This is a genomic window from Prevotella heparinolytica (assembly GCF_002998535.1).
Lineage (GTDB): Bacteria > Bacteroidota > Bacteroidia > Bacteroidales > Bacteroidaceae > Bacteroides > Bacteroides heparinolyticus.
In genome coordinates this window covers 171,582-192,806 of sequence record NZ_CP027234.1, presented here as the reverse complement: position 1 = coordinate 192,806, position 21,225 = coordinate 171,582, and the positions used below count along the sequence as shown (strand labels likewise).

The 21,225-nt window shown below is 46.6% G+C and carries 16 protein-coding genes and 1 pseudogene; 7 read left to right on the top strand and 10 right to left on the bottom strand.

Annotation, left to right across the window (positions count from 1 at the left end; all coding sequences use genetic code 11):
* Positions 1-278 precede the first annotated feature (278 nt).
* A complete protein-coding gene (locus C3V43_RS00730) occupies positions 279-2,468 on the top strand; it encodes a glutamine synthetase III family protein (RefSeq protein ID WP_106068177.1) in 2,190 nt (729 codons plus the stop codon).
* A gap of 125 nt (positions 2,469-2,593) precedes the next feature.
* Complete coding sequence (locus tag C3V43_RS00725) at positions 2,594-3,295, top strand: Crp/Fnr family transcriptional regulator (RefSeq protein ID WP_106068176.1); 702 nt, start codon at positions 2,594-2,596, stop codon at positions 3,293-3,295.
* A 567-nt stretch (positions 3,296-3,862) separates the two neighbouring features.
* Here the strand turns inward: C3V43_RS00725 and trxB are convergent.
* From trxB to C3V43_RS00690, 7 genes are all read right to left on the bottom strand, one after another.
* The gene (trxB, locus tag C3V43_RS00720; protein ID WP_106070385.1) at positions 3,863-4,810 is read right to left on the bottom strand and encodes a thioredoxin-disulfide reductase; all 948 of its coding nucleotides are present in this window, start codon (positions 4,808-4,810) and stop codon (positions 3,863-3,865) included.
* A gap of 60 nt (positions 4,811-4,870) precedes the next feature.
* Positions 4,871-5,503 (bottom strand): outer membrane lipoprotein periplasmic chaperone LolA1, encoded by a 633-nt coding sequence (locus tag C3V43_RS00715; RefSeq protein WP_106070384.1) that lies wholly within the window; start codon positions 5,501-5,503, stop codon positions 4,871-4,873.
* A 60-nt stretch (positions 5,504-5,563) separates the two neighbouring features.
* Positions 5,564-8,056: an FtsK/SpoIIIE family DNA translocase gene (locus C3V43_RS00710; RefSeq protein WP_106068175.1), complete on the bottom strand. Its 2,493-nt coding sequence runs from the start codon at positions 8,054-8,056 to the stop codon at positions 5,564-5,566.
* 363 nt (positions 8,057-8,419) lie between these two features.
* The gene (locus C3V43_RS00705) at positions 8,420-8,893 is read right to left on the bottom strand and encodes a hypothetical protein (RefSeq protein WP_106068174.1); all 474 of its coding nucleotides are present in this window, start codon (positions 8,891-8,893) and stop codon (positions 8,420-8,422) included.
* 42 nt (positions 8,894-8,935) lie between these two features.
* Positions 8,936-9,142, bottom strand: coding sequence for a type II toxin-antitoxin system antitoxin (locus tag C3V43_RS00700; RefSeq protein ID WP_106068173.1), 207 nt, complete (start codon positions 9,140-9,142; stop codon positions 8,936-8,938).
* 33 nt (positions 9,143-9,175) lie between these two features.
* Positions 9,176-10,468, bottom strand: coding sequence for an alpha/beta hydrolase (locus C3V43_RS00695; RefSeq protein ID WP_106068172.1), 1,293 nt, complete (start codon positions 10,466-10,468; stop codon positions 9,176-9,178).
* An 11-nt stretch (positions 10,469-10,479) separates the two neighbouring features.
* Complete coding sequence (locus C3V43_RS00690) at positions 10,480-11,448, bottom strand: SPFH domain-containing protein (RefSeq protein ID WP_106068171.1); 969 nt, start codon at positions 11,446-11,448, stop codon at positions 10,480-10,482.
* 468 nt (positions 11,449-11,916) lie between these two features.
* Between C3V43_RS00690 and C3V43_RS15125 the strand changes: the two are divergent.
* From C3V43_RS15125 to C3V43_RS00670, 4 genes and pseudogenes are all read left to right on the top strand, one after another.
* Positions 11,917-12,012: pseudogene (locus C3V43_RS15125) on the top strand (IS982 family transposase); the annotation flags it as partial.
* A 407-nt stretch (positions 12,013-12,419) separates the two neighbouring features.
* The gene (locus C3V43_RS00680; protein WP_106068170.1) at positions 12,420-13,208 is read left to right on the top strand and encodes a Cof-type HAD-IIB family hydrolase; all 789 of its coding nucleotides are present in this window, start codon (positions 12,420-12,422) and stop codon (positions 13,206-13,208) included.
* A gap of 51 nt (positions 13,209-13,259) precedes the next feature.
* Positions 13,260-15,002 (top strand): ATP-dependent DNA helicase, encoded by a 1,743-nt coding sequence (locus tag C3V43_RS00675; RefSeq protein ID WP_106068169.1) that lies wholly within the window; start codon positions 13,260-13,262, stop codon positions 15,000-15,002.
* Positions 15,003-15,067: 65 nt separating this feature from the next.
* The gene (locus C3V43_RS00670) at positions 15,068-15,679 is read left to right on the top strand and encodes an L-threonylcarbamoyladenylate synthase (RefSeq protein WP_106068168.1); all 612 of its coding nucleotides are present in this window, start codon (positions 15,068-15,070) and stop codon (positions 15,677-15,679) included.
* 5 nt (positions 15,680-15,684) lie between these two features.
* On the opposite strand, the gene C3V43_RS00665 is transcribed toward C3V43_RS00670, so the two are convergent.
* The 3 genes from C3V43_RS00665 to rsmA all read right to left on the bottom strand — a co-directional run bounded on the left by C3V43_RS00665 (position 15,685) and on the right by rsmA (position 19,876).
* Positions 15,685-17,538, bottom strand: coding sequence for a DUF349 domain-containing protein (locus C3V43_RS00665; protein WP_106068167.1), 1,854 nt, complete (start codon positions 17,536-17,538; stop codon positions 15,685-15,687).
* A 115-nt stretch (positions 17,539-17,653) separates the two neighbouring features.
* Positions 17,654-19,000 (bottom strand): magnesium transporter, encoded by a 1,347-nt coding sequence (gene mgtE / locus C3V43_RS00660; protein ID WP_164996202.1) that lies wholly within the window; start codon positions 18,998-19,000, stop codon positions 17,654-17,656.
* A gap of 84 nt (positions 19,001-19,084) precedes the next feature.
* Positions 19,085-19,876 carry a 16S rRNA (adenine(1518)-N(6)/adenine(1519)-N(6))-dimethyltransferase RsmA gene (rsmA, locus tag C3V43_RS00655; RefSeq protein ID WP_106068166.1) on the bottom strand — a complete coding sequence of 264 codons (792 nt, stop codon included), beginning with the start codon at positions 19,874-19,876 and terminating at the stop codon, positions 19,085-19,087.
* Positions 19,877-20,042: 166 nt separating this feature from the next.
* On the opposite strand from rsmA, the gene C3V43_RS00650 reads away from it, so the two are divergent.
* The gene (locus tag C3V43_RS00650) at positions 20,043-21,059 is read left to right on the top strand and encodes a lysylphosphatidylglycerol synthase transmembrane domain-containing protein (RefSeq protein WP_106068165.1); all 1,017 of its coding nucleotides are present in this window, start codon (positions 20,043-20,045) and stop codon (positions 21,057-21,059) included.
* Positions 21,060-21,225: the final 166 nt, after the last annotated feature.

Here is a 21,225-nt window from a genome sequence, read left to right as displayed (position 1 = left end):
GCGACAAATATAAAAAGAATTTACATAGCAGCCACAAGTTTTCGGGAAATTAAGCAAGTGCTTGATGTAAAAAAAGAAGATTATATCCTACCTGCATCCTGCATTACAACCTCACCCCTCCTCCATCCCCAAGAAATTTCTTTCTCTACCAACACCCCTCATTTTAAAGGGGTAAAAATCAGAAAACATCATCTTTCACACAAAATACCCCTATTTTTTAGGGGTATATTCAGAAAAAACATCTATTTTTGCGCCAACAACCCATAAAAAAGACCTATATGTCAAAAATGCGATTCTTTGCTTTGCAAGAGCTTGCCAATAGGCAGCCTCTTGAAGTATCTACCCCTTCAAACAAATTGTCCGACTACTACGGCAGTCACGTCTTCGATAGTAAGAAGATGCAAGAATATCTGCCCAAAGAGGCTTATAAGGCTGTGACAGACGCCATAGAAAAAGGCACGCCCATCAGCCGCGAGATGGCCGACCTGATTGCCAATGGCATGAAAAGTTGGGCTAAATCTCTCAACGTGACGCACTACACGCACTGGTTCCAACCACTGACCGACGGAACGGCCGAAAAGCACGACGGATTCATCGAATTTGGTGAAGACGCGGAAATCATCGAACGCTTCTCCGGCAAATTGCTCGTCCAGCAAGAACCGGATGCCTCGTCTTTTCCTAACGGAGGTATCAGAAACACTTTCGAAGCGCGCGGCTATACGGCTTGGGACGTCTCTTCACCGGCTTTCGTGGTAGACACCACACTCTGTATACCCACCATCTTCATCTCGTACACCGGCGAAGCGCTTGACTATAAAACCCCGCTGCTCAAGGCACTGGCAGCCGTAGACAAAGCCGCCACGGAAGTCTGTCAGCTGTTCGACAAGAACGTGACACGCGTATATACCAATTTAGGATGGGAGCAAGAGTATTTTCTCGTAGACCTTGCGTTATACAATGCCCGCCCCGACCTCTGCCTCACCGGACGCACGCTGATGGGGCACTCATCGGCCAAAGACCAGCAACTGGAAGACCACTATTTTGGCTCCATCCCTCCACGGGTGACAGCCTTCATGAAGGAACTTGAAATAGAATGCCATAAACTGGGCATTCCGGTCAAGACCCGACATAATGAAGTAGCTCCCAACCAATTTGAATTGGCTCCCATCTTCGAGAATGCCAACCTTGCCAACGACCACAACCAGCTTGTCATGGACCTGATGAAACGCATCGCACGCAAACATAAATTTGCCGTACTGTTTCACGAAAAGCCCTACAGCGGCGTAAATGGTTCGGGCAAACACAACAATTGGTCTCTTTGTACCGATACGGGCGTCAACCTCTTTGCTCCGGGCAAAAATCCCAAAGGGAACATGCTGTTCCTTACTTTCTTGGTGAACGTACTGATGATGGTGTACAAGAATCAAGACCTGCTGCGCGCCTCCATCGTGAGTGCCGGAAACAGTCACCGGTTGGGAGCCAACGAAGCTCCTCCCGCCATACTCTCCATTTTTTTGGGCAAACAGCTTTCTTCCATCCTCGACGAAATAGCCCGACAGATAAGCGACAGCAAAATGACTTCGGAAGAGAAGACAACACTGAAATTAGGCATCGGACGCATCCCCGAAATCTTACTGGACACAACCGACCGCAACCGTACCTCACCGTTCGCCTTTACCGGCAACCGTTTTGAGTTCCGTGCCGCCGGCTCATCGGCCAACTGCGCCGCCGCCATGATTGCCATCAATGCTGCCATGGCCAACCAACTGAACGAATTCAAAGTTTCCATCGACAAACTGATGGAAGAAGGCGTAGGCAAGGATGAAGCCATCTTCCGCATTCTCAAAGAAACCATCATTGCCTCCGAGCCTATCCGCTTCGAAGGCGACGGTTACTCCGAACAATGGAGAAAGGAGGCTGCCCGCCGTGGCCTGACCAACATCTGCCATGTACCCGAGGCACTGATGCACTATATGGACGACCAGTCCCGCTCCGTCCTCATCGGCGAACGCATCTTTAATGAAACCGAGCTGGCTTGCCGTCTGGAGGTAGAGTTGGAGAAATATACCATGAAAGTACAGATAGAAAGCCGTGTGTTGGGCGATCTTGCCATCAACCACATCGTGCCCACAGCCGTCATCTATCAAAACCGACTGCTGGAGAATCTCCGCGGCCTGCGCGAAACTTTCTCTCCCGAAGAGTATGAAGAACTCAGTGCCGACCGGAAAGAACTTGTACGCGAAATCTCCAAACGTGTGACAGCCATCAAAACACAAGTACGCGACATGACCGAAGCCCGAAAAGTGGCTAACCACATGGAAAACCACAAAGATAAAGCCTTTGCGTACGAAAAGAATGTAAGCCCTTATCTGGAAAGCATACGCGACCACATCGACCACCTCGAAATGGAAATCGACGACGAAATCTGGCCGTTGCCCAAATATAGGGAATTGCTGTTCACAAAATAATGCGTCAAGAAGAAGGAAAGTGCAGAGGTATTTTGACACAGCCTCTGCATCTTTTTGCCATACTTGTGCAATATTTAATTTTTTATTTTTACATTTGTGCTGTATAACACAGTTTTGCAGCAGTTATGGTAAAAGTAAACTTATCCGAAATCAATGTTCCGGAGTTGATTGCCGACATGTGGCAACCTTTGAATGAAGAACAGCGGGAATTCCTCGCAAGCCATTTTACGCTCCAGAATTATAAGAAAAACGAAATCATTCATTGCGAGGGTGAGACTCCCGCCTACTTGATGTGCCTACTAAGCGGTAAGGTGAAAATCTACAAAGAAGGTGTGGGAGGCAGAAGCCAAATCATCCGCATGATCAAGCCCGTTGAATACTTCGGTTATCGAGCCTACTTTGCCAAAGAAGATTATGTAACAGCCGCCGCTGCTTTTGAGCCTTCCATCATCTGCCTTATTCCGATGAGTGCCATCACAACGCTGGTCAGCCAGAACAACGACCTCGCCATGTTCTTCATCAAGCAACTGTCCGTCGATTTGGGCATAGCCGACGAGCGAACCGTAAACCTGACACAAAAACACATTCGCGGGAGACTGGCAGAATCTTTGTTGTTCCTCAAAGAAAGCTACGGACTGGAAGAAGACAGTTCCACTTTAAGCATCTACCTCTCGCGTGAGGATTTGGCCAACTTGTCGAATATGACAACCTCCAACGCCATCCGCACCTTATCGCAATTTGCCACTGAACGGTTAATTACCATCGACGGTCGCAAAATCAAAATCATTGATGAAGAAAAACTTAAGAAAATAAGCAAGATAGGATAGAAAAAGAACCGTTGAACCGGTTATCATTTTTATCATCAATCGCCCCGACAAATTCAAGCAGTCATCTTTCTATTTTGAAAAATATCACCATTTTCTTCTCTTTAAAGAGAGGAGGAAAAAGGCGGGTCATATTCAGTCCTATACCGAGGGGGCATCAGTCGTATACTGATGTATGATGAGTCGTATACTGAAGGTACATCAGTCGTATACTGATCCTACCCCTTCTCAGAAGTACTTCCTGCCGGGGTATATCTACATTCTAATTCGTTATCGGAAATATTCCTTAAAGAGTAAATGATTATTACATCAACAAAACTTTTGCAATCGATTCATATAATTTCCTCTTTTAAGGCAGATAGAAAAAGATGTATGATTCCACCCCATATGATTGCCCTTTTATCAGGCAAGAGGCAGAACCTGCATTATCCGTTTTGAAGAAGTATGTTTATAGAAGCAACAGCAGCAGACTTTCTCTGCCACTGTTTGCTTTCATTCTTTTGTCCATATTGGCTCCGTCTTGGGATAGGTACCAATTTCAAGGCTCTACCCCTCCCTAACGAACTATAATCAGAGAAGCCCTTTGGCAGAAAGGTATCTTTCCGCTTCAATTGCGGCCTGACAACCGGTACCGGCTGCCGTAATAGCCTGACGATAATGAGGATCGGCCACGTCTCCGGCAGCAAATACGCCCGGTATTTTGGTGCGGGGCGTTCCCGGCTCGGTAACGATATAACCTACTTCATCCGTATCCAAATAGGGCTTGAATATATCCGAGTTCGGCTTATGACCTATGGCAAGGAAGAAACCGTCGATGGCCAAATCGTAACGTTTTTCATCCGACTCGCCCATGCGCTGTACCAAGTGCACACCTTCCACTCCGCTTTCGCCATACAAACCCACTGCATTATGTTCGAACAAAACCTCTATTTTTTCATGCTGCATCACACGCTCTTGCATAATTTTAGAGGCACGAAGATAAGGCTTACGCACTATCAGATAGACTTTGGCGGCCAGTCCGGCAAGGTAAACTGCTTCTTCGCAAGCCGTATCTCCTCCTCCTACAACAGCCACAGTCTTCTTACGATAGAAGAAACCATCACAAGTGGCACATGCGCTGACCCCCATACCGGCATATTTCTTCTCGTCTTCCAGTCCCAGATACCTTGCAGCAGCACCCGTAGAAATAATCAGCGTCTCAGCTTCTATGGTCTTTTCCCCGTCTATCGTAATCTTATAGGGAGCCTTGCTCAGGTCGGCAGCCGTAGCCACCCCATATCTCAAATCAGCACCAAAACGTTCGGCCTGCTTCCGCAGATCTTCCATCAGTTCAGGCCCTCCTATCCCTTCGGGATAACCCGGAAAGTTTTCCACATCCGTGGTTGTAGTCAGCTGACCGCCGGGTTGCAATCCGGCATAAAGCACCGGAGAGAGATTGGCACGGCCTGCATAAATAGCAGCCGTATAGCCGGCCGGACCGGAACCGATAATCAAACATTTTACTTTTTCTATTTCCATAATTATTATCTTTTTTTTGTTATTTCCTCTTTCAACATCCGGAACAACGAGCATGAAGCTTCATCGCAAATCAATCAGTTCGGCTGTAGGATATGCCTTTTTATCAAAAACAAAAAGACTATCGGGATACGTTTCTCCGGTCTGATAAGAATTGATGATGATGACTGCCGCATCTCCTCCGCGCTGCGCCATACTGACATGTGTAGGACGATACGTATCTTTTGTCACATAGAGAATGATACACTGCAGATTCGTCTTCCGCTCCGTGGCAGTCAGCACTACTTTATAAAGCGACTTGAGCCGCGGATTATCCACCTCGCCCATTTTCAGTCGATATCCTTGCTCATAAAGTGATAAGAGCGCATATGGATTGATGTTTTGCAACTCTTCGGGTGTGGGTTCAGATATATTTACTTCATCAGAAGAAGAAAGGTAACTCCATTGCGTATGTCCGTCGAACCAAGTCGTTGCTCCATCTGCCTCTAAGAGGAATTTGTCTTCCTTCAGACGAATGGTGCCGGCAGAGGAGCCTTCGGGGGCCCTCACCGTAAAAGAGATTTTAACTCCCCCTGATTTTCTGAATGTCTCGGCGACACGGTCGAGCACTTCTTTGGCATCCGGCTGCTGCGCCACGATGGGCAAAGCGACGGCGGACATCCATATACAGAACAAAAGGCGATTGATTTTCAACATTTCCATTCATTTTGCCGAACAAGGATGTATTCCCTATCCGCGTTCTAATTAAAACACGATTTATTGCAAATTGTTCAGGCGCATTTCCAAGTCATTCTCGTCTATACAGAGTACGTCGCGAGGCTTGCTGCCTTGTGCTGCCCCTACTATCCCCGCCTTCTCCAGCTGGTCCATGATGCGTCCGGCACGGTTGTAACCAATGGCGAATTTCCGCTGGATGAGCGAAGTAGAACCTTGTTGATGTATTACCACCAGACGGGCAGCGTCTTCAAACAACGGATCCAGACGCCCCATATCGACATCTCCCAGATCACTACCGACACTCTCGTCAACATATTCCGGCAAGTAAAAGGCAGTAGGGTATCCTTGCTGATGAGCGATGAACTTGGTTATCTCCGCTACTTCGGGCGTATCGATAAAAGCACACTGCACACGCACCGGATCGGCTCCTTGCAAGAACAACATATCGCCGCGCCCTATCAACTGATTAGCTCCCGGACGGTCGAGAATGGTACGAGAATCGACCATTGCCGACACACGGAACGCTATACGAGCCGGGAAATTGGCTTTAATCGTACCCGTAATGATATTGGTAGTGGGTCTTTGCGTGGCAATTATCATGTGGATACCCACGGCACGCGCCAATTGGGCAATACGGGCAATGGGCAACTCTACATCCTTACCGGCCGTCATAATCAAATCGCCGAACTCATCGATAACCACCACGATGTAAGGCATAAACTTATGTCCCTTTTCAGGATTCAGACGACGGTTTATGAACTTCTCATTATACTCCTTGATGTTACGCACATGGGCGGCTTTCAGCAAATCGTAACGGGTATCCATCTCCACACAAATGGAGTTCAGGGTTTGCACCACTTTCGTCACATCCGTGATGATGGCATCTTCTCCATCAGGCAGTTTAGCAAGGAAATGGTGTTCGATGACGGAATAGATGCTGAACTCAACTTTCTTAGGGTCTACCAACACAAATTTAAGTTCCGCCGGATGCTTCTTATATAATAAGGAAGTGATGATGGCATTCAAGCCCACAGATTTACCCTGACCGGTGGCACCGGCCACAAGCACGTGCGGCATCTTACACAAATCCACCATAAAGACCTCGTTCGTAATTGTCTTACCAAGCGCAATGGGCAAATCATAAGCAGCTTCCTGAAACTTCTTACTGCCAATGATACTTTGACCGGAAACTATCTTGGGATTTGAATTAGGAACCTCGATGCCAATCGTCCCTTTGCCCGGTATAGGCGCTATGATACGGATGCCCAATGCGGAAAGGCTAAGGGCAATATCATCTTCCAATCCCCGGATTTTGGAGATACGCACGCCTTGTTCGGGGGTAATTTCATAAAGAGTTACCGTAGGTCCCACCGTAGCCTTGATGGTGCTGATTTCTATACCGAAGCTACGCAAGGTATTGATAATTTTATCTTTATTGGCGTTTTGTTCCACCATATCGATTGTAGGCCCGTTATCATCGTAATGTTTCATCAGGTCTATCGTCGGATAATGATAATTCTCCAAGTCCAGACGAGGATTGTATGGCTCCGTCTCTTTTCCTACGTACTCTTCCTCCTCGGCCGTTTCAACTTGGAATGCCGGTTCTTTCTCTACCGGCTGTTCCTGGAAAGGGGACCCTGAATCGGGCATAGGCGTCTCAATGGTCATGGAGATATCCTCATCCCTTGTTTGAGTCGGTTTTTCTTTCGTATCATTCCCTCCTAAATCAAGAGTAATTTCATTCAAGGAAGTATTTTCTTTTTCTTCAGGCACAATCGTCTTTTCCTGCTCTTTCTCTGCACCTTCAGATTCCTGAAGCGTAACTTTTTCTTTTGCTCCCCAAGAGGTTATAAACTCTTCCGGCGTTTCACCCGGAAGGACCTCCGTTTTCTCCTCCCGCTTTAAGAAGCTAAGGGATAGCAGTTTTCGCAGCCATATAATGGTTCTGGCGCTTAGATAGATAAGAAAACAGATGGCTGTCACCAATAATATCATCCACACACCCGGTACTCCCACTTGCGACGTCAGCCAGTTGCTGACATTGTATCCGTGCATGCCACCCAAATAGAGGAAAGAGTCTTTGTATTGATCTACAAAGACGAAACCGAAAAAGACAGAGAACCAAATCAACAATAGCGAACAACCGATGAACCACTTCCACAGACGTACCACACGTACTTTCATAAGTTTCAGCCCCGTTACTGCCAAAAAGACGAGGATGAAGAACGATGAAATGCCGAAGCAATCGTTAATCAGATAGCTTGCCAACTGTGCTCCGCGCGAGCCTGCATAGTTTTTCACCCCATTGTTGGTGGAAGCCAGTTCTTGCGCATTAGCTCCATCAAGAATACTTTGATCGGCTGCTCCCGTAAAGAAGAATGAGGAAAAAGCAAGCAATAAATAAACAGAGAAGATTACAAGCACCAAACCTATTACGAAATGCATTGTTTCATTTTTGAATATGGCTGCCACTTTCCCGAAAAAGGAAGGCGACAGTTCTGTATCTTTGGCTGTTGAGTTTTTCCTTGCCATATTTTTTATATTAAATGTTTATCAGAATTGATTGCAAATGTAATAAAAACTGTCTTTCCAACCTGCTGTTTCATTCTTTAATTCTTGCTTATCCGTTATGATTCACAGTACTGAAGCCATATTAACAAAATCCCCGCTTCGCGATATCACATCGAGAAGCGGGGATCCTTTTATCTTCATAAAAGTGGTTACGTAATTATGACTAACTAATTCATTCAAATCTGATGTTGCAAAGATACGGCGCCGGCCGATAACACACAATCCCTCAAAATAGGTATAATAAAACAGAATGGTCATTACAAATAGGTAGAAGTGCTCTTTGCAACAGATTTCCGAACTGAAAGAATTGCAACAGAACGAAAATTATCGGTATCTATAGGCCAACACATAATATGCAATAAACGTGGCGGCCATCAGAACTCCGAAAACGGGCATCGCCAATGTCATCACTCGGAAATTCGCCACCGCCCACAGACAAGCCAAAAGCAACGCATTCAGAAGAATGTTCAACATGCGTACAACGCGTACCGCCAGCATGCACTGCATACCCGCATTGCCATCGGTCAGGCGAAACGGAAGGCCATAAAAACGCATGGGCAGATAGGCCGACGCACCCAACAGCAAAAATGTGAAAAGAGAACAGCCTGCCATCATCCACCCGTATGAGGCTTCTACTCCCACCGCCTGCGGGTTAGCATGAAAATAAAAGGCCGACAGCCAGACAGCAATCAACAACAATGCAGCCACCCCCTCTAAGATATGGTCGAACACCGAAGGGTAGAACCGCAAATCGGGATAGGCCGCTCCCGAATGAGAACCAAGGTTTATAATTTTCATAAAATAAAAGTCTCAAATGAATTACCGGGACAAAATTATCAATTATTCCGATACAGTTTCGTCTTCCGCAGGCGGCATTTCTTTCTTTTTCTTCAGCCGCCCGCTTTTCCGCAATGCTTCAGCGATAATCCACTGAAGCTGTCCGTTCGTGCTACGAAACTCATCGGCTGCCCATTTTTCAATGGCCTCCATCGTTGCAGCATCCACGCGCAGGACAAAGTTTTTGGTCGAAGTTTCTTTCTTAGCCACTTTCCTTGATGATTTTAATTGATACTCTCCAATTTAGATGTCATTGCGCTTTCCATGTACAAAGAAAGCCACGTCATCCATCACATACCCCGCCACAGGCGAAACCTGATTATACTCGAAAGGTGTAGCCTTGCCAGTACCTTCCTGCAACAAATGGTTCAACTTCGGATATGACTTGAAGAATGCGTTTTTGCTATGCAACAAGCCGAAACGCCACAAGCCGAAATCTTCCATTGTCACTTGATAATCCCGTTCGCCTTGAAGAACAAAAACAGGAAGTGTTAGTCCGACTGCCACCTCCACCGGCTTGTAAGCATCGGCAAAGTCCCAATAAGAACGCGGTTGACTTGCTTTCAAGGCGTCCATTTGTGCCTGAATATCGACTTTGGCACCCGTCAGTGAAGCGATGTAAGTCAACTGCTCTTTCAGGACGGCATCGAACGGGCGGGCCGGAGCGGCAAGGAGGATGATACCTGCCGCAGATTCCCACTTCTGTGCAATGCGCGGAGCCAGCATTCCTCCCAGGCTGTGACCTAATACATAAATGCTGTCTGCCGCAACCTCCGGCAAAGTCTCCGCAAAGCGCAAAGCAGACAACGCATCGTCTACCGTTTCCGTGTCGTAGTCAGGCTCACGTCCGGCGGGTACACTCTTCGCACCATATACTTTTGTCCGTTTATCGTAGCGGATAACGGCAACACCTCTCTCCGCCAGCCCCCAAGCAAGGTCTCGAAAGGGTTTATTAGGGCCTATCGTCTCGTCGCGGTCGTTAGGGCCGGAGCCATGTACCAGAATGACGCAAGGCACTTTACACTGCTCCGAAGCCGATAAAGGCAACGTCAATGTGCCGGGAAGTTCAAAGCCTTCAGCTCCTACGGTAATCTCCCGCTCCGTTATCTTCGCCACATCATACGCCACCGGTTTAGCAGAAGAAAGTGCAGGCACCGGAGCCAACCGGATGGTATTCATCCCTCCATCCGCATCAAAAGCCAATATAAACCGAAGGCTATAACGTTCGAATACTAAATCGCGATAATAAACGGTTACCCCCTGCACGGAATCTGTGTGCCAATCTCCTTCCGATTGCAACTTGCCAAAAGTTTTCTCCGTCTGTCGGTACGTATCATTGAACACGACAGGCGACAGTTCAGCCTGCAATTCTTTGTTCAGGGCAGCATGAATACTGTCGCCCTGACCTGCCACAAACTGTTCGTAGATGCGCTGTGCACGTACCATATGGCCGTCTTGTGCATGAACAGCACATACATAGCCTAACAGAAAGCCGACCCAGATCAGCCACCATCTCAAAGAGCCGAAAACCTCCATTTCCTGAAAGATTAATGATTCAACGTTCCTGTGTTCACTACCGGTTGTGCCGCCTCGTCTGCACAGAGCACCACCAGCAAATTGCTGACCATAGCCGCTTTTTTCTCTTCATCCAGTTCCACAATCCCTTCATCGGACAATTTATGAAGTGCCATTTTTACCATGGAAACTGCTCCTTCCACAATCTTCTCGCGGGCAGTAATGATGGCCGATGCCTGCTGGCGTCGCAACATCACTGCGGCAATCTCAGGCGCATAAGCCAGATAATTGATACGCGCTTCCACCACCTCCATGCCTGCCATTGCGAGGCGTTCATTCAGCTTCTGTTCCAATTGTTCGTTGATTTCCTCACCGCCCGAACGAAGGGTCAGCTCTTCCGTATCAGCCTCATTGTCATCATAAGCATACTGCCCCGCCACCTGACGAAGCGCAGCATCGCTTTGTATCTTGACGAAGTTCTCGAACGCATTCATCCGGCCGGCCACCGCATACCCGGCACTCGCCTGCCTGTTGTTTCCTACACCCACAGCAGATGCCGCCATAGTCTGTGAATCAATCTCAAACATCGCCTTATAAGTGTCCTTCAATTTCCACACCAGCACCAACCCTATCAGAATGGGATTACCAATCTTGTCATTAACCTTAATAGGCTCCACATCCAAATTGCGCGCACGAAGCGAGAGTTTCTTCTTATTCAAGAAAGGATTGACCAAAAAGAATCCGGTTTCCTTGAACGTTCCTTTGTATTTGCCGAAGAACACCATGGCTCGCGCCTCGTTCGGCTCCAACTCCATGTATCCGGCAAACAAAATGAACCAAAGCACCAATAGAATCATAGAGAAAAACATGAGGGGCACACTGCGACCGACTCCGATGATAAACCCGAATACGATTATCGCGCTAAACACCACCAGATGCAAGAATAGGGCTACAAAGCCATTCATCTTAAAACCATTGAAATCCAACTCTTTCGTTTCCATACTTAATAGATTTAATTAATATCATTATGATATCACAAATATATCTTATATTTTTAATGAAAAGCAAAGAAAGTGAGGAGAAAAGAATAGAAGATTAAAATAAATTAACATTGTTGAGGGATTTGTGCTATTCGTAAATGCAAGACATACTATTTAACGTCAGTTCGAGATAAGAAAAGTGTACTAAAAGTTAGTAATCTCACTTATTTATGGTTGAATACCGATAACTGTGTAAAACAAATCCTTTATCCCTGTCGATTGTAAAGATATTCTGTAAGGGCTATAATGCCATCATCTTCGTTTTACCATCTTCGTACCATGTTCGTATCATGTTCGTATCATGTTCGTGTGGAGTTGCTCGCTATAGACACGAAGAAAATACGAAGATGATAAGAGTGAGTATCAACTTTTTTCAAAGGAAGGAGGGGCTTTTATCGGGTAATGTCTTTCCCGGAAATAAGAATAAACAGTTTCCTCTTGTCAGGGCTGACAGCTTATAACCTGCTGCCAAAGAAGCCGTCCATGAATATTGACATTATTGACAAAAGCAGATTTATTGCATAAGAATTATATCGAATTCACGTTATTTAGCCTGAGTTCGGGATAAGAAGCAGGTCAGCTGTCTCACCCGACGGATTGTATTTCAAAATCAAACCTCATTGGTTATCAAACGTTTACACCTTCCTTGCCAGACACTTGCATCTGACGGTTCAAACACTTGTGTCTGTCACGTCAAACACTTGTGTCTGTCGGCTTGAACACTTGCCTCTGTCACGACAAAGGATTGCAGCCGTCAAACAGGGGGAAGACGACAAGCGTATAGAAACTATCAACGATGAACCCAAGAACATTTGCCAAACGGAACATACACGACACAGGTAATTTGCAAACTCATATTTATTTGCCTGCAAAAGCGCTAAAATTCATCCCTTTTTGAGTACTTTTGCACACAAGATACAAAGAACAACCTTATGATAAAAGCTCTTTTTTTTGACATCGACGGCACATTGGTCAGCTTTAAGACGCACGAAATACCCCTTCCGACCATCGAAGCGCTAACCGCCGCCAAAGCCAAAGGCATACATATTTTCATCTCAACAGGACGGCCGCCTGTCATCATCAACAACCTTTCGGCCTTGCAAGAAAGGAATCTGATAGACGGCTATATCACCATGAACGGGGCTTATTGCTTTGTAGAAGATACCGTCGTCTATAAAAGTCCCATCCCGACTGCCGAGGTGGACATTCTGACAGCCTTCTGCCACAATCGAAACATCCCATGCATCTTGGTTGAAGAGAACGACATCTACGTAAACCAACCGGACGAAATAGTGGAAGAGATTTTCCATAGACAACTAAAAGTGGATCCCATTGGAGCAAGACCTTATATCGGCAATCATTCGGGCCGAGAGATTTATCAGCTCACGCCATTCATCAATGCCGAAGAAGAACAGGCTCTACTGCCCACCCTTCCAAACTGTGAAATGGGGCGCTGGCATCCTGCTTTCGTCGACGTAACGGCCAGAGGAAACACCAAACAGAACGGAATTGACCGGATTAACCGCCATTTCAACATCCGGCGCGAGGAGGTCATGGCTTTTGGCGATGGAGGAAACGATATCGGTATGTTGCGCCACGCCGGCATCGGCATAGCTATGGGAAACGCCCAAGAGGATGTGAAATCCGCTGCCGACCACATAACCTCCGAAGTGGATGACAATGGCATAGCCAATGCCCTGAAACACTTCAAGATAATCTGATATCAGACAACAAGAACAGAACGCGAATCATTAATTAACTCCTGCCGAACATTGAACTTCGTTCCCGATAGCCAGAATAAAGAGTTTCAAGATGCCTTGCAGCTCATCCAATACACCCGCCAGTCCGTCTTTCTGACGGGCAAGGCAGGTACGGGGAAATCCACTTTCCTGCGCCACATTTGCAACATCACGAAGAAGAAACATGTGGTACTGGCTCCCACAGGCATTGCCGCCATCAATGCCGGGGGCAGCACGCTGCACAGCTTCTTCAAACTGCCTTTTTATCCTTTACTGCCCGAAGACCCTAACCTCAGCCTGCAACGGGGACGCATCCACGAGTTCCTCAAATATACCAAGACTCATCGCAAATTGCTTGAAGAGCTGGAGCTTGTCATCATCGACGAGATTTCCATGGTACGTGTAGACATCATCGATGCGATGGACCGTATTCTACGTGTCTATTCCCACAACCTGCGCGAGCCTTTCGGTGGCAAGCAGATACTGCTGGTGGGCGACGTTTTCCAGTTGGAACCGGTTGTAAAAGGAGATGAGCGGGAAATACTGAACCGTTTCTATCCCACCCCTTACTTCTTCTCGGCAAAAGTATTCAGTCAGATAGACCTTGTATCCATTGAATTGCAAAAAGTATATCGCCAAACCGACAAAGTATTTATCAACGTATTGGATCATATCCGCAACAACACAGTCAACTCCTCCGACCTGCAACTGCTGAATACCCGCTATGGCACACAAATCGAACAATCGGAAGCAGACATGTACATCACCCTCGCCACCCGCCGTGATAATGTGGACTATATCAATGATAAGAAGTTGGCAGAACTTCCCGGTGAGCCGGTCAGCCTCCATGGTGAAATCAAGGGCGACTTTCCGGAAAGCAGCCTCCCCACTTCTCAAGAACTCACTCTGAAACCCGGCGCACAAATCATCTTCATCAAGAATGATTTCGATCGTCGTTGGGTAAACGGAACCATCGGTGTCATCAGCGGTTTCGACCCCATGGAGGAAACAATCTACATTATTACTGATGACGGCAAGGAGGTAGACGTAAAACGAGAATCGTGGCGAAACATCCGCTATAAATATAACGAAGAGAAGAAACAGGTTGAGGAAGAGGAACTGGGTACATTCACTCAATACCCTATACGCCTGGCATGGGCCATCACCGTGCATAAGAGCCAAGGACTGACCTTCAGCCGAGTGGTCATCGACTTCACCGGCGGTGTATTTGCCGGCGGACAGACCTATGTAGCCCTCAGCCGCTGTACGGCACTCGAAGGCATACAACTGAAGAAACCCGTCAGTCGCGCCGACATATTCGTTCGCCCTGAGATTGTCAGCTTCGCAGCGCGTTTCAACAATCAGGCTGCCATTGACCGCGCCTTGAAACAGGCGCAGGCAGACGTGCAATATGTTGCTGCCACCAAAGCCTTCGACAAAGGCGACTTCGACACCTTCCTGAACGAGTTCTTTAAGGCCATTCACTCACGCTACGATATAGAAAAGCCCAATATCCAGCGCCTCATCCGCCGGAAGCTCCACACCATCAACACGCTGCGAGAAGAGAACCGAGCCTTGAAGCAAGCTGCTCTGGAGAAAGAGAAAGCGTTAGTGAAATATGCCCGCGAATACATCCAGATGGGCGATGAATGCTTGAAGCTGGACATGAAAGAGGCCGCCATGAGAAACTACAACAAGGCCGTCACCCTATGTCCCAAGTTCAAGGAAGCCTGGAAGAAGATAAAGAAGCTGGAAAAGGAGATGCTTAATAGGTAAAAACTTTGGTTATAAGCGTTTATTCTCTATTTTTGTATTATATATAATCCATATTCCTAACAACCATGCTTCTGAAACTCTATGAAAAGAATAACAATGCTGCCGACCTTCAACAGGTTATCGATATTTTGAACGACGGTGGCATCATTATCTATCCTACCGACACGATGTATGCCATCGGCTGTCATGGACTGAAAGAACGCGCCATCGAACGCATCTGTCGTCTCAAAGATATAGACCCGAAGAAGAATAACCTCTCCATCATCTGTTACGACTTGAGTAAGGTTAGCGAGTATGCCAAAGTGGACAATGCCACTTTCAAACTGATGAAGCGCAACCTTCCCGGCCCTTTCACCTTTATTCTGGCAGGTACTACCCGGCTTCCCAAGATATTCCGCAATCGCAAAGAAGTAGGCATCCGCATGCCCGACAATGCCATCATTCAGGAAATAGCCCGTCTGTTGGATGCTCCTATCATGACCGCCACACTACCTCACGACGAGCACGAAGACATAGAATATTGCACCGATCCTGAACTGATAAAAGAAAAATACGGAACCGCCGTCAATTTAATAATCGACGGCGGTATCGGCAGCACTGACCTTTCTACGGTGGTGGACTGCACTAATGGAGAGATAGAAATCGTACGACAAGGAACAGGATGGTTGGATGAATGACATCATCACTCCCTGCTTTCAATATTCTCGTCAATCACCTTGATTTTCTCTTTAACGAGTTCGATATCCGCTTTCAGTTTTTCCACCTTGCGGTTAATTTCCGTCAGTAGACTATTGCCTTTTTTGGACGACGCCGTGAGGAATCCGAGATTGTTCTCGTAAGTCTGCAGTTCGCTCTTCATATTTTCAAAGGCACGCACCAACTTCTCACGCTCGCGATAAAGAGCTTGCGGACTGTTTTCCTGAATGGAAACAACTGTTGATTTGAAGTTACTTAATTTTTTGTTCGATGCACTGATATTGAATTGGTTGAACAGTTTATCGATCCGATTGTGATATTGCTTATAGATTTTATCCTTTTCTTTGAAAGGCACATGTCCGATACTATTCCACTCCTTCATCAGATTGCGCACCAATTGTGAGGCTTCTTCTGTATCCATTTCATCGCTAATCGCGTCCAGCTGTTCAATGATAGCCCTTTTCTTTTCCAGATTATCATACTCCACGGAACGTTGAGAAGAAGCTGCTTTATTCTTTTGTTCGAAGAAATAATCGCAAGCAGAGATAAAGCGTTTCCACACGGCATCCGAATATTTCTTCGTCACCGGCCCGATGGTCTTCCATTCCTTTTGAAGCTTGGTCAGCTCGTCAGCGGTCTGTTTCCAATCCGTGCTCTCTTTCAGCGCCTCCGCCTTTTCACACAACAGCCGTTTCTTTTCCAGATTTTCGGCCATGCTCTCCTTCAAGGTCTTCACAAACTCACCTTTCTTGCGGAAGAATTCATCACACGCTTTGCGGAAGCGTTCGAAGATTCTCACGTTCATCTTTTGCGGAGCAAAGCCGATGGTTTTCCATTTATTTTGAAGGGCGATGATTTCCTGCGTCTTATTCTCCCAAGAAGCAAAGTTTGTCAGTTCGCTATAATCAATGGCCTCGATGATTTCACAAATCACAGTTTTTTGGTCCAGATTATTTTGCTCCACTTCTTTCAATGCTTCGAAATGTTGCTGGTGACGACGGTTTACGGCAGTAGAAGCAGCCTTGAAACGCACCCAGATTTCATCGCGTAACTCTTTGGCCACCGGCCCCGTATCACGAAATTCCTGATGCAACTTTTGCAACTGATGGAAAGCTGAAACCACATCAGCTTCATCCGCCAACTTCTCGGCTGCATCACACAAATGCATCTTGATTTCCAAGTTTTTCTTGAAGTCATACTCACGAAACTCATTGTTCAGCTTCAAGAGGTCATAGAACTTCTCTACATACAACTGATAGTTTTTCCAAAGTTCATTGATTTTTCCTTGCGGCAACAAGGTCACCTCGTTCCACTGCTGTTGCAGTTTCTTAAATTCCGTATAGTTTTTGTTCGGGTCATCGGGAGATTCCACCAACTCCTTTAGTTCTTCAATGATGGAAAGCTTGATTTGCAGATTCATCTCTTTCTGCTTTTCCTGTTCGGCCACAAATGCACTTCTCTTTTCTTTGATGACGGACATGACATGTTTAAACTCCTCTTCCAAGCTGTCTGCCTGCGGAATAAAATCTTCCGCCGCCCCACCGTTTTCCACAAACAACTTTCTCGCAACCTCTTGTTCGGCATTGTGCAATCTGTAGAAAATTTGCTTCAAGGTGTCTATCTCCGGTTTCGCCGCATTCTCCACATCAGCAGCCATTTCTTTCAGCTTGACCAGGATTTCCTCCTTTGTGAGTTTCCGATCAGATTCTACCGGCTTTGTTGAAACAACTTCTTCAGCGGGAGTTTCCGTAACTTTATTATCGGAAACCTCTGCTGCTTTTTTTTCTTCTTCTAACTCTACCTTTTTTTCAGGGAGATTAGTGTCATGAGCGTCCATCATTGTATTTATTTTTAGTAACGGGGGAAACCCGTTAGGGTTACATCAGACTACAAATTAATGAAATAAAAAGATTACTTCATATATTTTTCCTTAATATTTTCTCTTTTTCTTCCATTTATGATAACAGCACGGTAATACCCATGTAAAGCATCATGCCTATAATGTCATTGGTAATTGAAATAAACGGACCGGTAGCGATGGCCGGATCAACCTTCAACTTCTCCAATGTCATGGGCACCAACGTACCGAAGATAGAAGCGAACATCACGACCGCAAAGAGACTGATGGAAACGGAGTAAGTGACCGTGGCCGTTGCCCCGAAGCGAATAAAATTATAAATATATACCAGCAAAGAAATAATGGTGGCATTGATCACTGCCACAACAGATTCCTTAGCAATCTGCTTGAAAGTGTCTTTGGCATCCAAAGAGCTGTTGGCCAGTCCTTGCACAATGATGGCCGAAGACTGGGTTCCCACGTTTCCACCTGTACCGCCTATCAACGGAATGTAGAGAGCCATTTCGGGATGAGCGGCAAAGGTCGTATCGAAGTTGCCCAATATCATAGAGTTGCCTATACCGCCCAACATGCCGATGAGCAGCCACGGCAGGCGTGCAGATGTCTGACGCATTACGTTGTCGTCCGTCTCCACATCCTGAGACAAACCCGATGCCAACTGGTAATCGCGTTCCGACTGTTCACGCACCTCATCCATGACGTCGTCCACAGTGATCTGTCCCACCAGACGCCCTATACTGTCTATCACAGGAACCGCCACCAAGTCGTACTTTTCGATGACCTGCACCACTTCGTCGATGGAAGTGTCTACATGGACGGAAATAGGGTCTTTCTTCATCACATGTTTCACCTTAGAGACAGACGGAGAAGTTATCATCTTCTTCAACGGAAAGACTCCTTGCAGGCGGTCTTCATCGTCGATGACATACACGTAATAGATTTCGTCCAGTTTTTCAGCTTGCAAGCGCATCTCTTTCAGGCACTCCGGCATACTCCAATTCTCATTGACGGTCACCATCTCGGTTCCCATCAATCCACCGGCCGTGTCTTCATCATACTTCAACAAGTCTACGATGTCTCCCGCCTGTTCAATGTCCTCGATGTGCGAAAGGATTTCCTCCTGCTTTTCCTCATCAAGTTCGCGTATCAGGTCTACGGCATCGTCCGTATCCATGTAATCAACGAAGCGCTTGGCAATGGTCTCCGAAGGAAGGATTTCCAGAAATTCTTTCCGGACATCTTCATCCATCTCCACCAACACGTCGGCTGCGGTTTCATTGTCCAGAAGACGGTAGACGAAACGGGCCTCCTCCGAATCAAGGTCATTGCATAGCTCCGCAATATCCGCCGGGTGGAGGTCAATCAAAAGCGCCTTGACAGTATCTGCGTCCTTTTCTTCAATCAGCCCTTTGACTCTATCTATATATTCTTCAGTTATTTCCATGTGTAAATCAGTGATGAGTGATGAACGATTAACGATGAGTGATGAGCGGTGAACGGTGAACGATAAGCGGTGAATCACTAACCGCTAACCACGTTTTTCCGGAACTGCTGCCACTCTGTTTGTCAAATCAATAAATTCTTGCACGGATAGTTGTTCGGGACGTTTGTTGAACAACGGATCTTCCGTCAGCGGACAATCTTTTCCAAGTATCGGTTTTATGGAGTTCCGCAATGTCTTACGGCGTTGGTTAAAGGTCGTCTTCACTATCTGTTTGAACAGTTTCTCGTCACATCCCAACGCTTGCGTTTCGTTGCGCGTCATGCGGATAACGGCACTCTTCACTTTCGGCGGAGGATTGAACACATGTTCGTGCACAGTGAACAGATACTCTACCTTGTACCATGCCTGTATCAGCACGCTCAATATGCCGTATGCCTTGTTGCCTGGCCCTGAGGCAATGCGTTCGGCCACCTCTTTCTGTATCATGCCCGTGCAACAGGGAATCAAGTCTTTATACTCCAGCATCTTGAAAAATATCTGGCTGGAAATATTATAAGGATAGTTTCCCGTCAGCACAAAAGGCCGACCGCCGAACAATCGTTGCAGGTTCATCTTGAGGAAATCGTCCTCGATGATATGGTCTTCCAATTGCGGAAAGGCTTCCCTCAGATAAGCCACCGACTCGTAGTCCAGCTCCACCACTTTCACCTCACGCCCCTTAGGCAGGAGAAAACGTGTCAACACGCCCATCCCCGGCCCTACTTCGAGAATAGGTATTTCGGGACAAGCATCCACCGTGTCGGCAATGTCCTGCGCCACCTTCCGGTCGTTCAGGAAATGTTGGCCGAGAAACTTTTTGGGTTTAACTAATCTCATGTATCAACTAAATCATTACTTTTGCTCCGCAAACGTAAGCCGTCATTCGTCATTACAATCCCTACGGATTGGTTTTGTAATGAGGCATAACCTGCTTTTGCGGAACAAAGGTAATTCTTTTCAACGAAGAATAAAGAATGATGAATGAAGAATTTGGATATATCAGATGAAGAAACTGCTGAAAAAGACACTGAAAGCCGTACTGCCCATCCTTTTGGGGGGATTTATCCTTTATTGGGTATATCGTGATTTTGACTTCGGAAGGGTGAAGACAGTGCTTCTGCACGCCACAAACTGGTGGTGGATGCTTTATTCTCTCTTGTTCGGTGTCATGAGTCATGTGTTTCGCGGCTGGCGTTGGAAACAGACATTGGCGCCTTTGAATGCCCATCCCAAGACGAACGATTGCGTGGATGCCATTTTTGTGTCGTACGCGGCCAATCTGATACTGCCCCGTTTGGGCGAGGTGTCGCGTTGCGGCGTGCTTGCCAGATACGACAACGTGTCCTTTGCCAAATCGCTGGGGACGGTAGTAACCGAGCGGCTGGTCGATACACTCTGCATCTTGCTGATTATGGGTATCACCTTTCTGCTGCAAATGCCGGTATTTTTCCGTTTCTTTGAAGAAACGGGCACAAAAATCCCCTCATTGCTGCATCTGGTCACCTCTCCTTGGTTTTATGTCGTGCTTTTCTGCATCATCGGAGTGGCGGTGCTTCTTTATTTCTTGCTGCGGACGCTCTCTTTTTTTGAAAAAGTGAAAGGGGTCGTACTGAATGTGTGGGAAGGGGTGATGTCGCTCCGGAAAGTAAAAAACATCCCGTTATTCATCCTTTACACCCTGCTCATCTGGATTTGCTATTTCTACCATTTCTATATCACCTTTTACTGCTTTCCTTTTACGGAACAGCTTAGCTACCTTGCCGGATTGGTGATGTTTGTAGGCGGCACTTTTGCCGTCATTGTCCCTACGCCGAACGGTGCAGGGTCTTGGCACTTTGCCGTCATCACCATGATGATGCTTTATGGAGTGAATGCCACGGATGCCGGCATTTTTGCACTGATAGTGCATGGCGTACAGACATTGCTGGTCATCGTATTGGGCATTTGGGGATGGATGCACCTTTCGTTGACAAACCGGACGAAGAGCGACAAAACGGTAACAGAAGATGCTGTAAAATAAAAAAGGGAAGTCTCACGACTTCCACAATTCTTCTAACCTTAAATCTAAATCTCTATGAAAAAAACGTGTTGCAAAGATAGCGTTTTATTGCACACGACATTCCCTCCAAACCCTATAAAGAAGAAAAATATATATAATATATGCTAAAACAGACTTGTTTAATGGT

Bases quoted from the DNA above. Each gene is read 5' to 3' on its own strand.
- rsmA (WP_106068166.1), bottom strand. From the start codon at position 19,876: ATGAGATTAGTTAAACCCAAAAAGTTTCTCGGCCAACATTTCCTGAAC.
- C3V43_RS00680 (WP_106068170.1), top strand. From the start codon at position 12,420: ATGATAAAAGCTCTTTTTTTTGACATCGACGGCACATTGGTCAGCTTT.
- trxB (WP_106070385.1), bottom strand. From the start codon at position 4,810: ATGGAAATAGAAAAAGTAAAATGTTTGATTATCGGTTCCGGTCCGGCC.
- C3V43_RS00690 (WP_106068171.1), bottom strand. From the start codon at position 11,448: ATGGAAACGAAAGAGTTGGATTTCAATGGTTTTAAGATGAATGGCTTT.
- C3V43_RS00730 (WP_106068177.1), top strand. From the start codon at position 279: ATGTCAAAAATGCGATTCTTTGCTTTGCAAGAGCTTGCCAATAGGCAG.
- C3V43_RS00670 (WP_106068168.1), top strand. From the start codon at position 15,068: ATGCTTCTGAAACTCTATGAAAAGAATAACAATGCTGCCGACCTTCAA.
- C3V43_RS00665 (WP_106068167.1), bottom strand. From the start codon at position 17,538: ATGATGGACGCTCATGACACTAATCTCCCTGAAAAAAAGGTAGAGTTA.
- mgtE (WP_164996202.1), bottom strand. From the start codon at position 19,000: ATGGAAATAACTGAAGAATATATAGATAGAGTCAAAGGGCTGATTGAA.
- C3V43_RS00715 (WP_106070384.1), bottom strand. From the start codon at position 5,503: ATGTTGAAAATCAATCGCCTTTTGTTCTGTATATGGATGTCCGCCGTC.
- C3V43_RS00710 (WP_106068175.1), bottom strand. From the start codon at position 8,056: ATGGCAAGGAAAAACTCAACAGCCAAAGATACAGAACTGTCGCCTTCC.
- C3V43_RS00705 (WP_106068174.1), bottom strand. From the start codon at position 8,893: ATGAAAATTATAAACCTTGGTTCTCATTCGGGAGCGGCCTATCCCGAT.
- C3V43_RS00695 (WP_106068172.1), bottom strand. From the start codon at position 10,468: ATGGAGGTTTTCGGCTCTTTGAGATGGTGGCTGATCTGGGTCGGCTTT.
- C3V43_RS00650 (WP_106068165.1), top strand. From the start codon at position 20,043: ATGAAGAAACTGCTGAAAAAGACACTGAAAGCCGTACTGCCCATCCTT.
- C3V43_RS00725 (WP_106068176.1), top strand. From the start codon at position 2,594: ATGGTAAAAGTAAACTTATCCGAAATCAATGTTCCGGAGTTGATTGCC.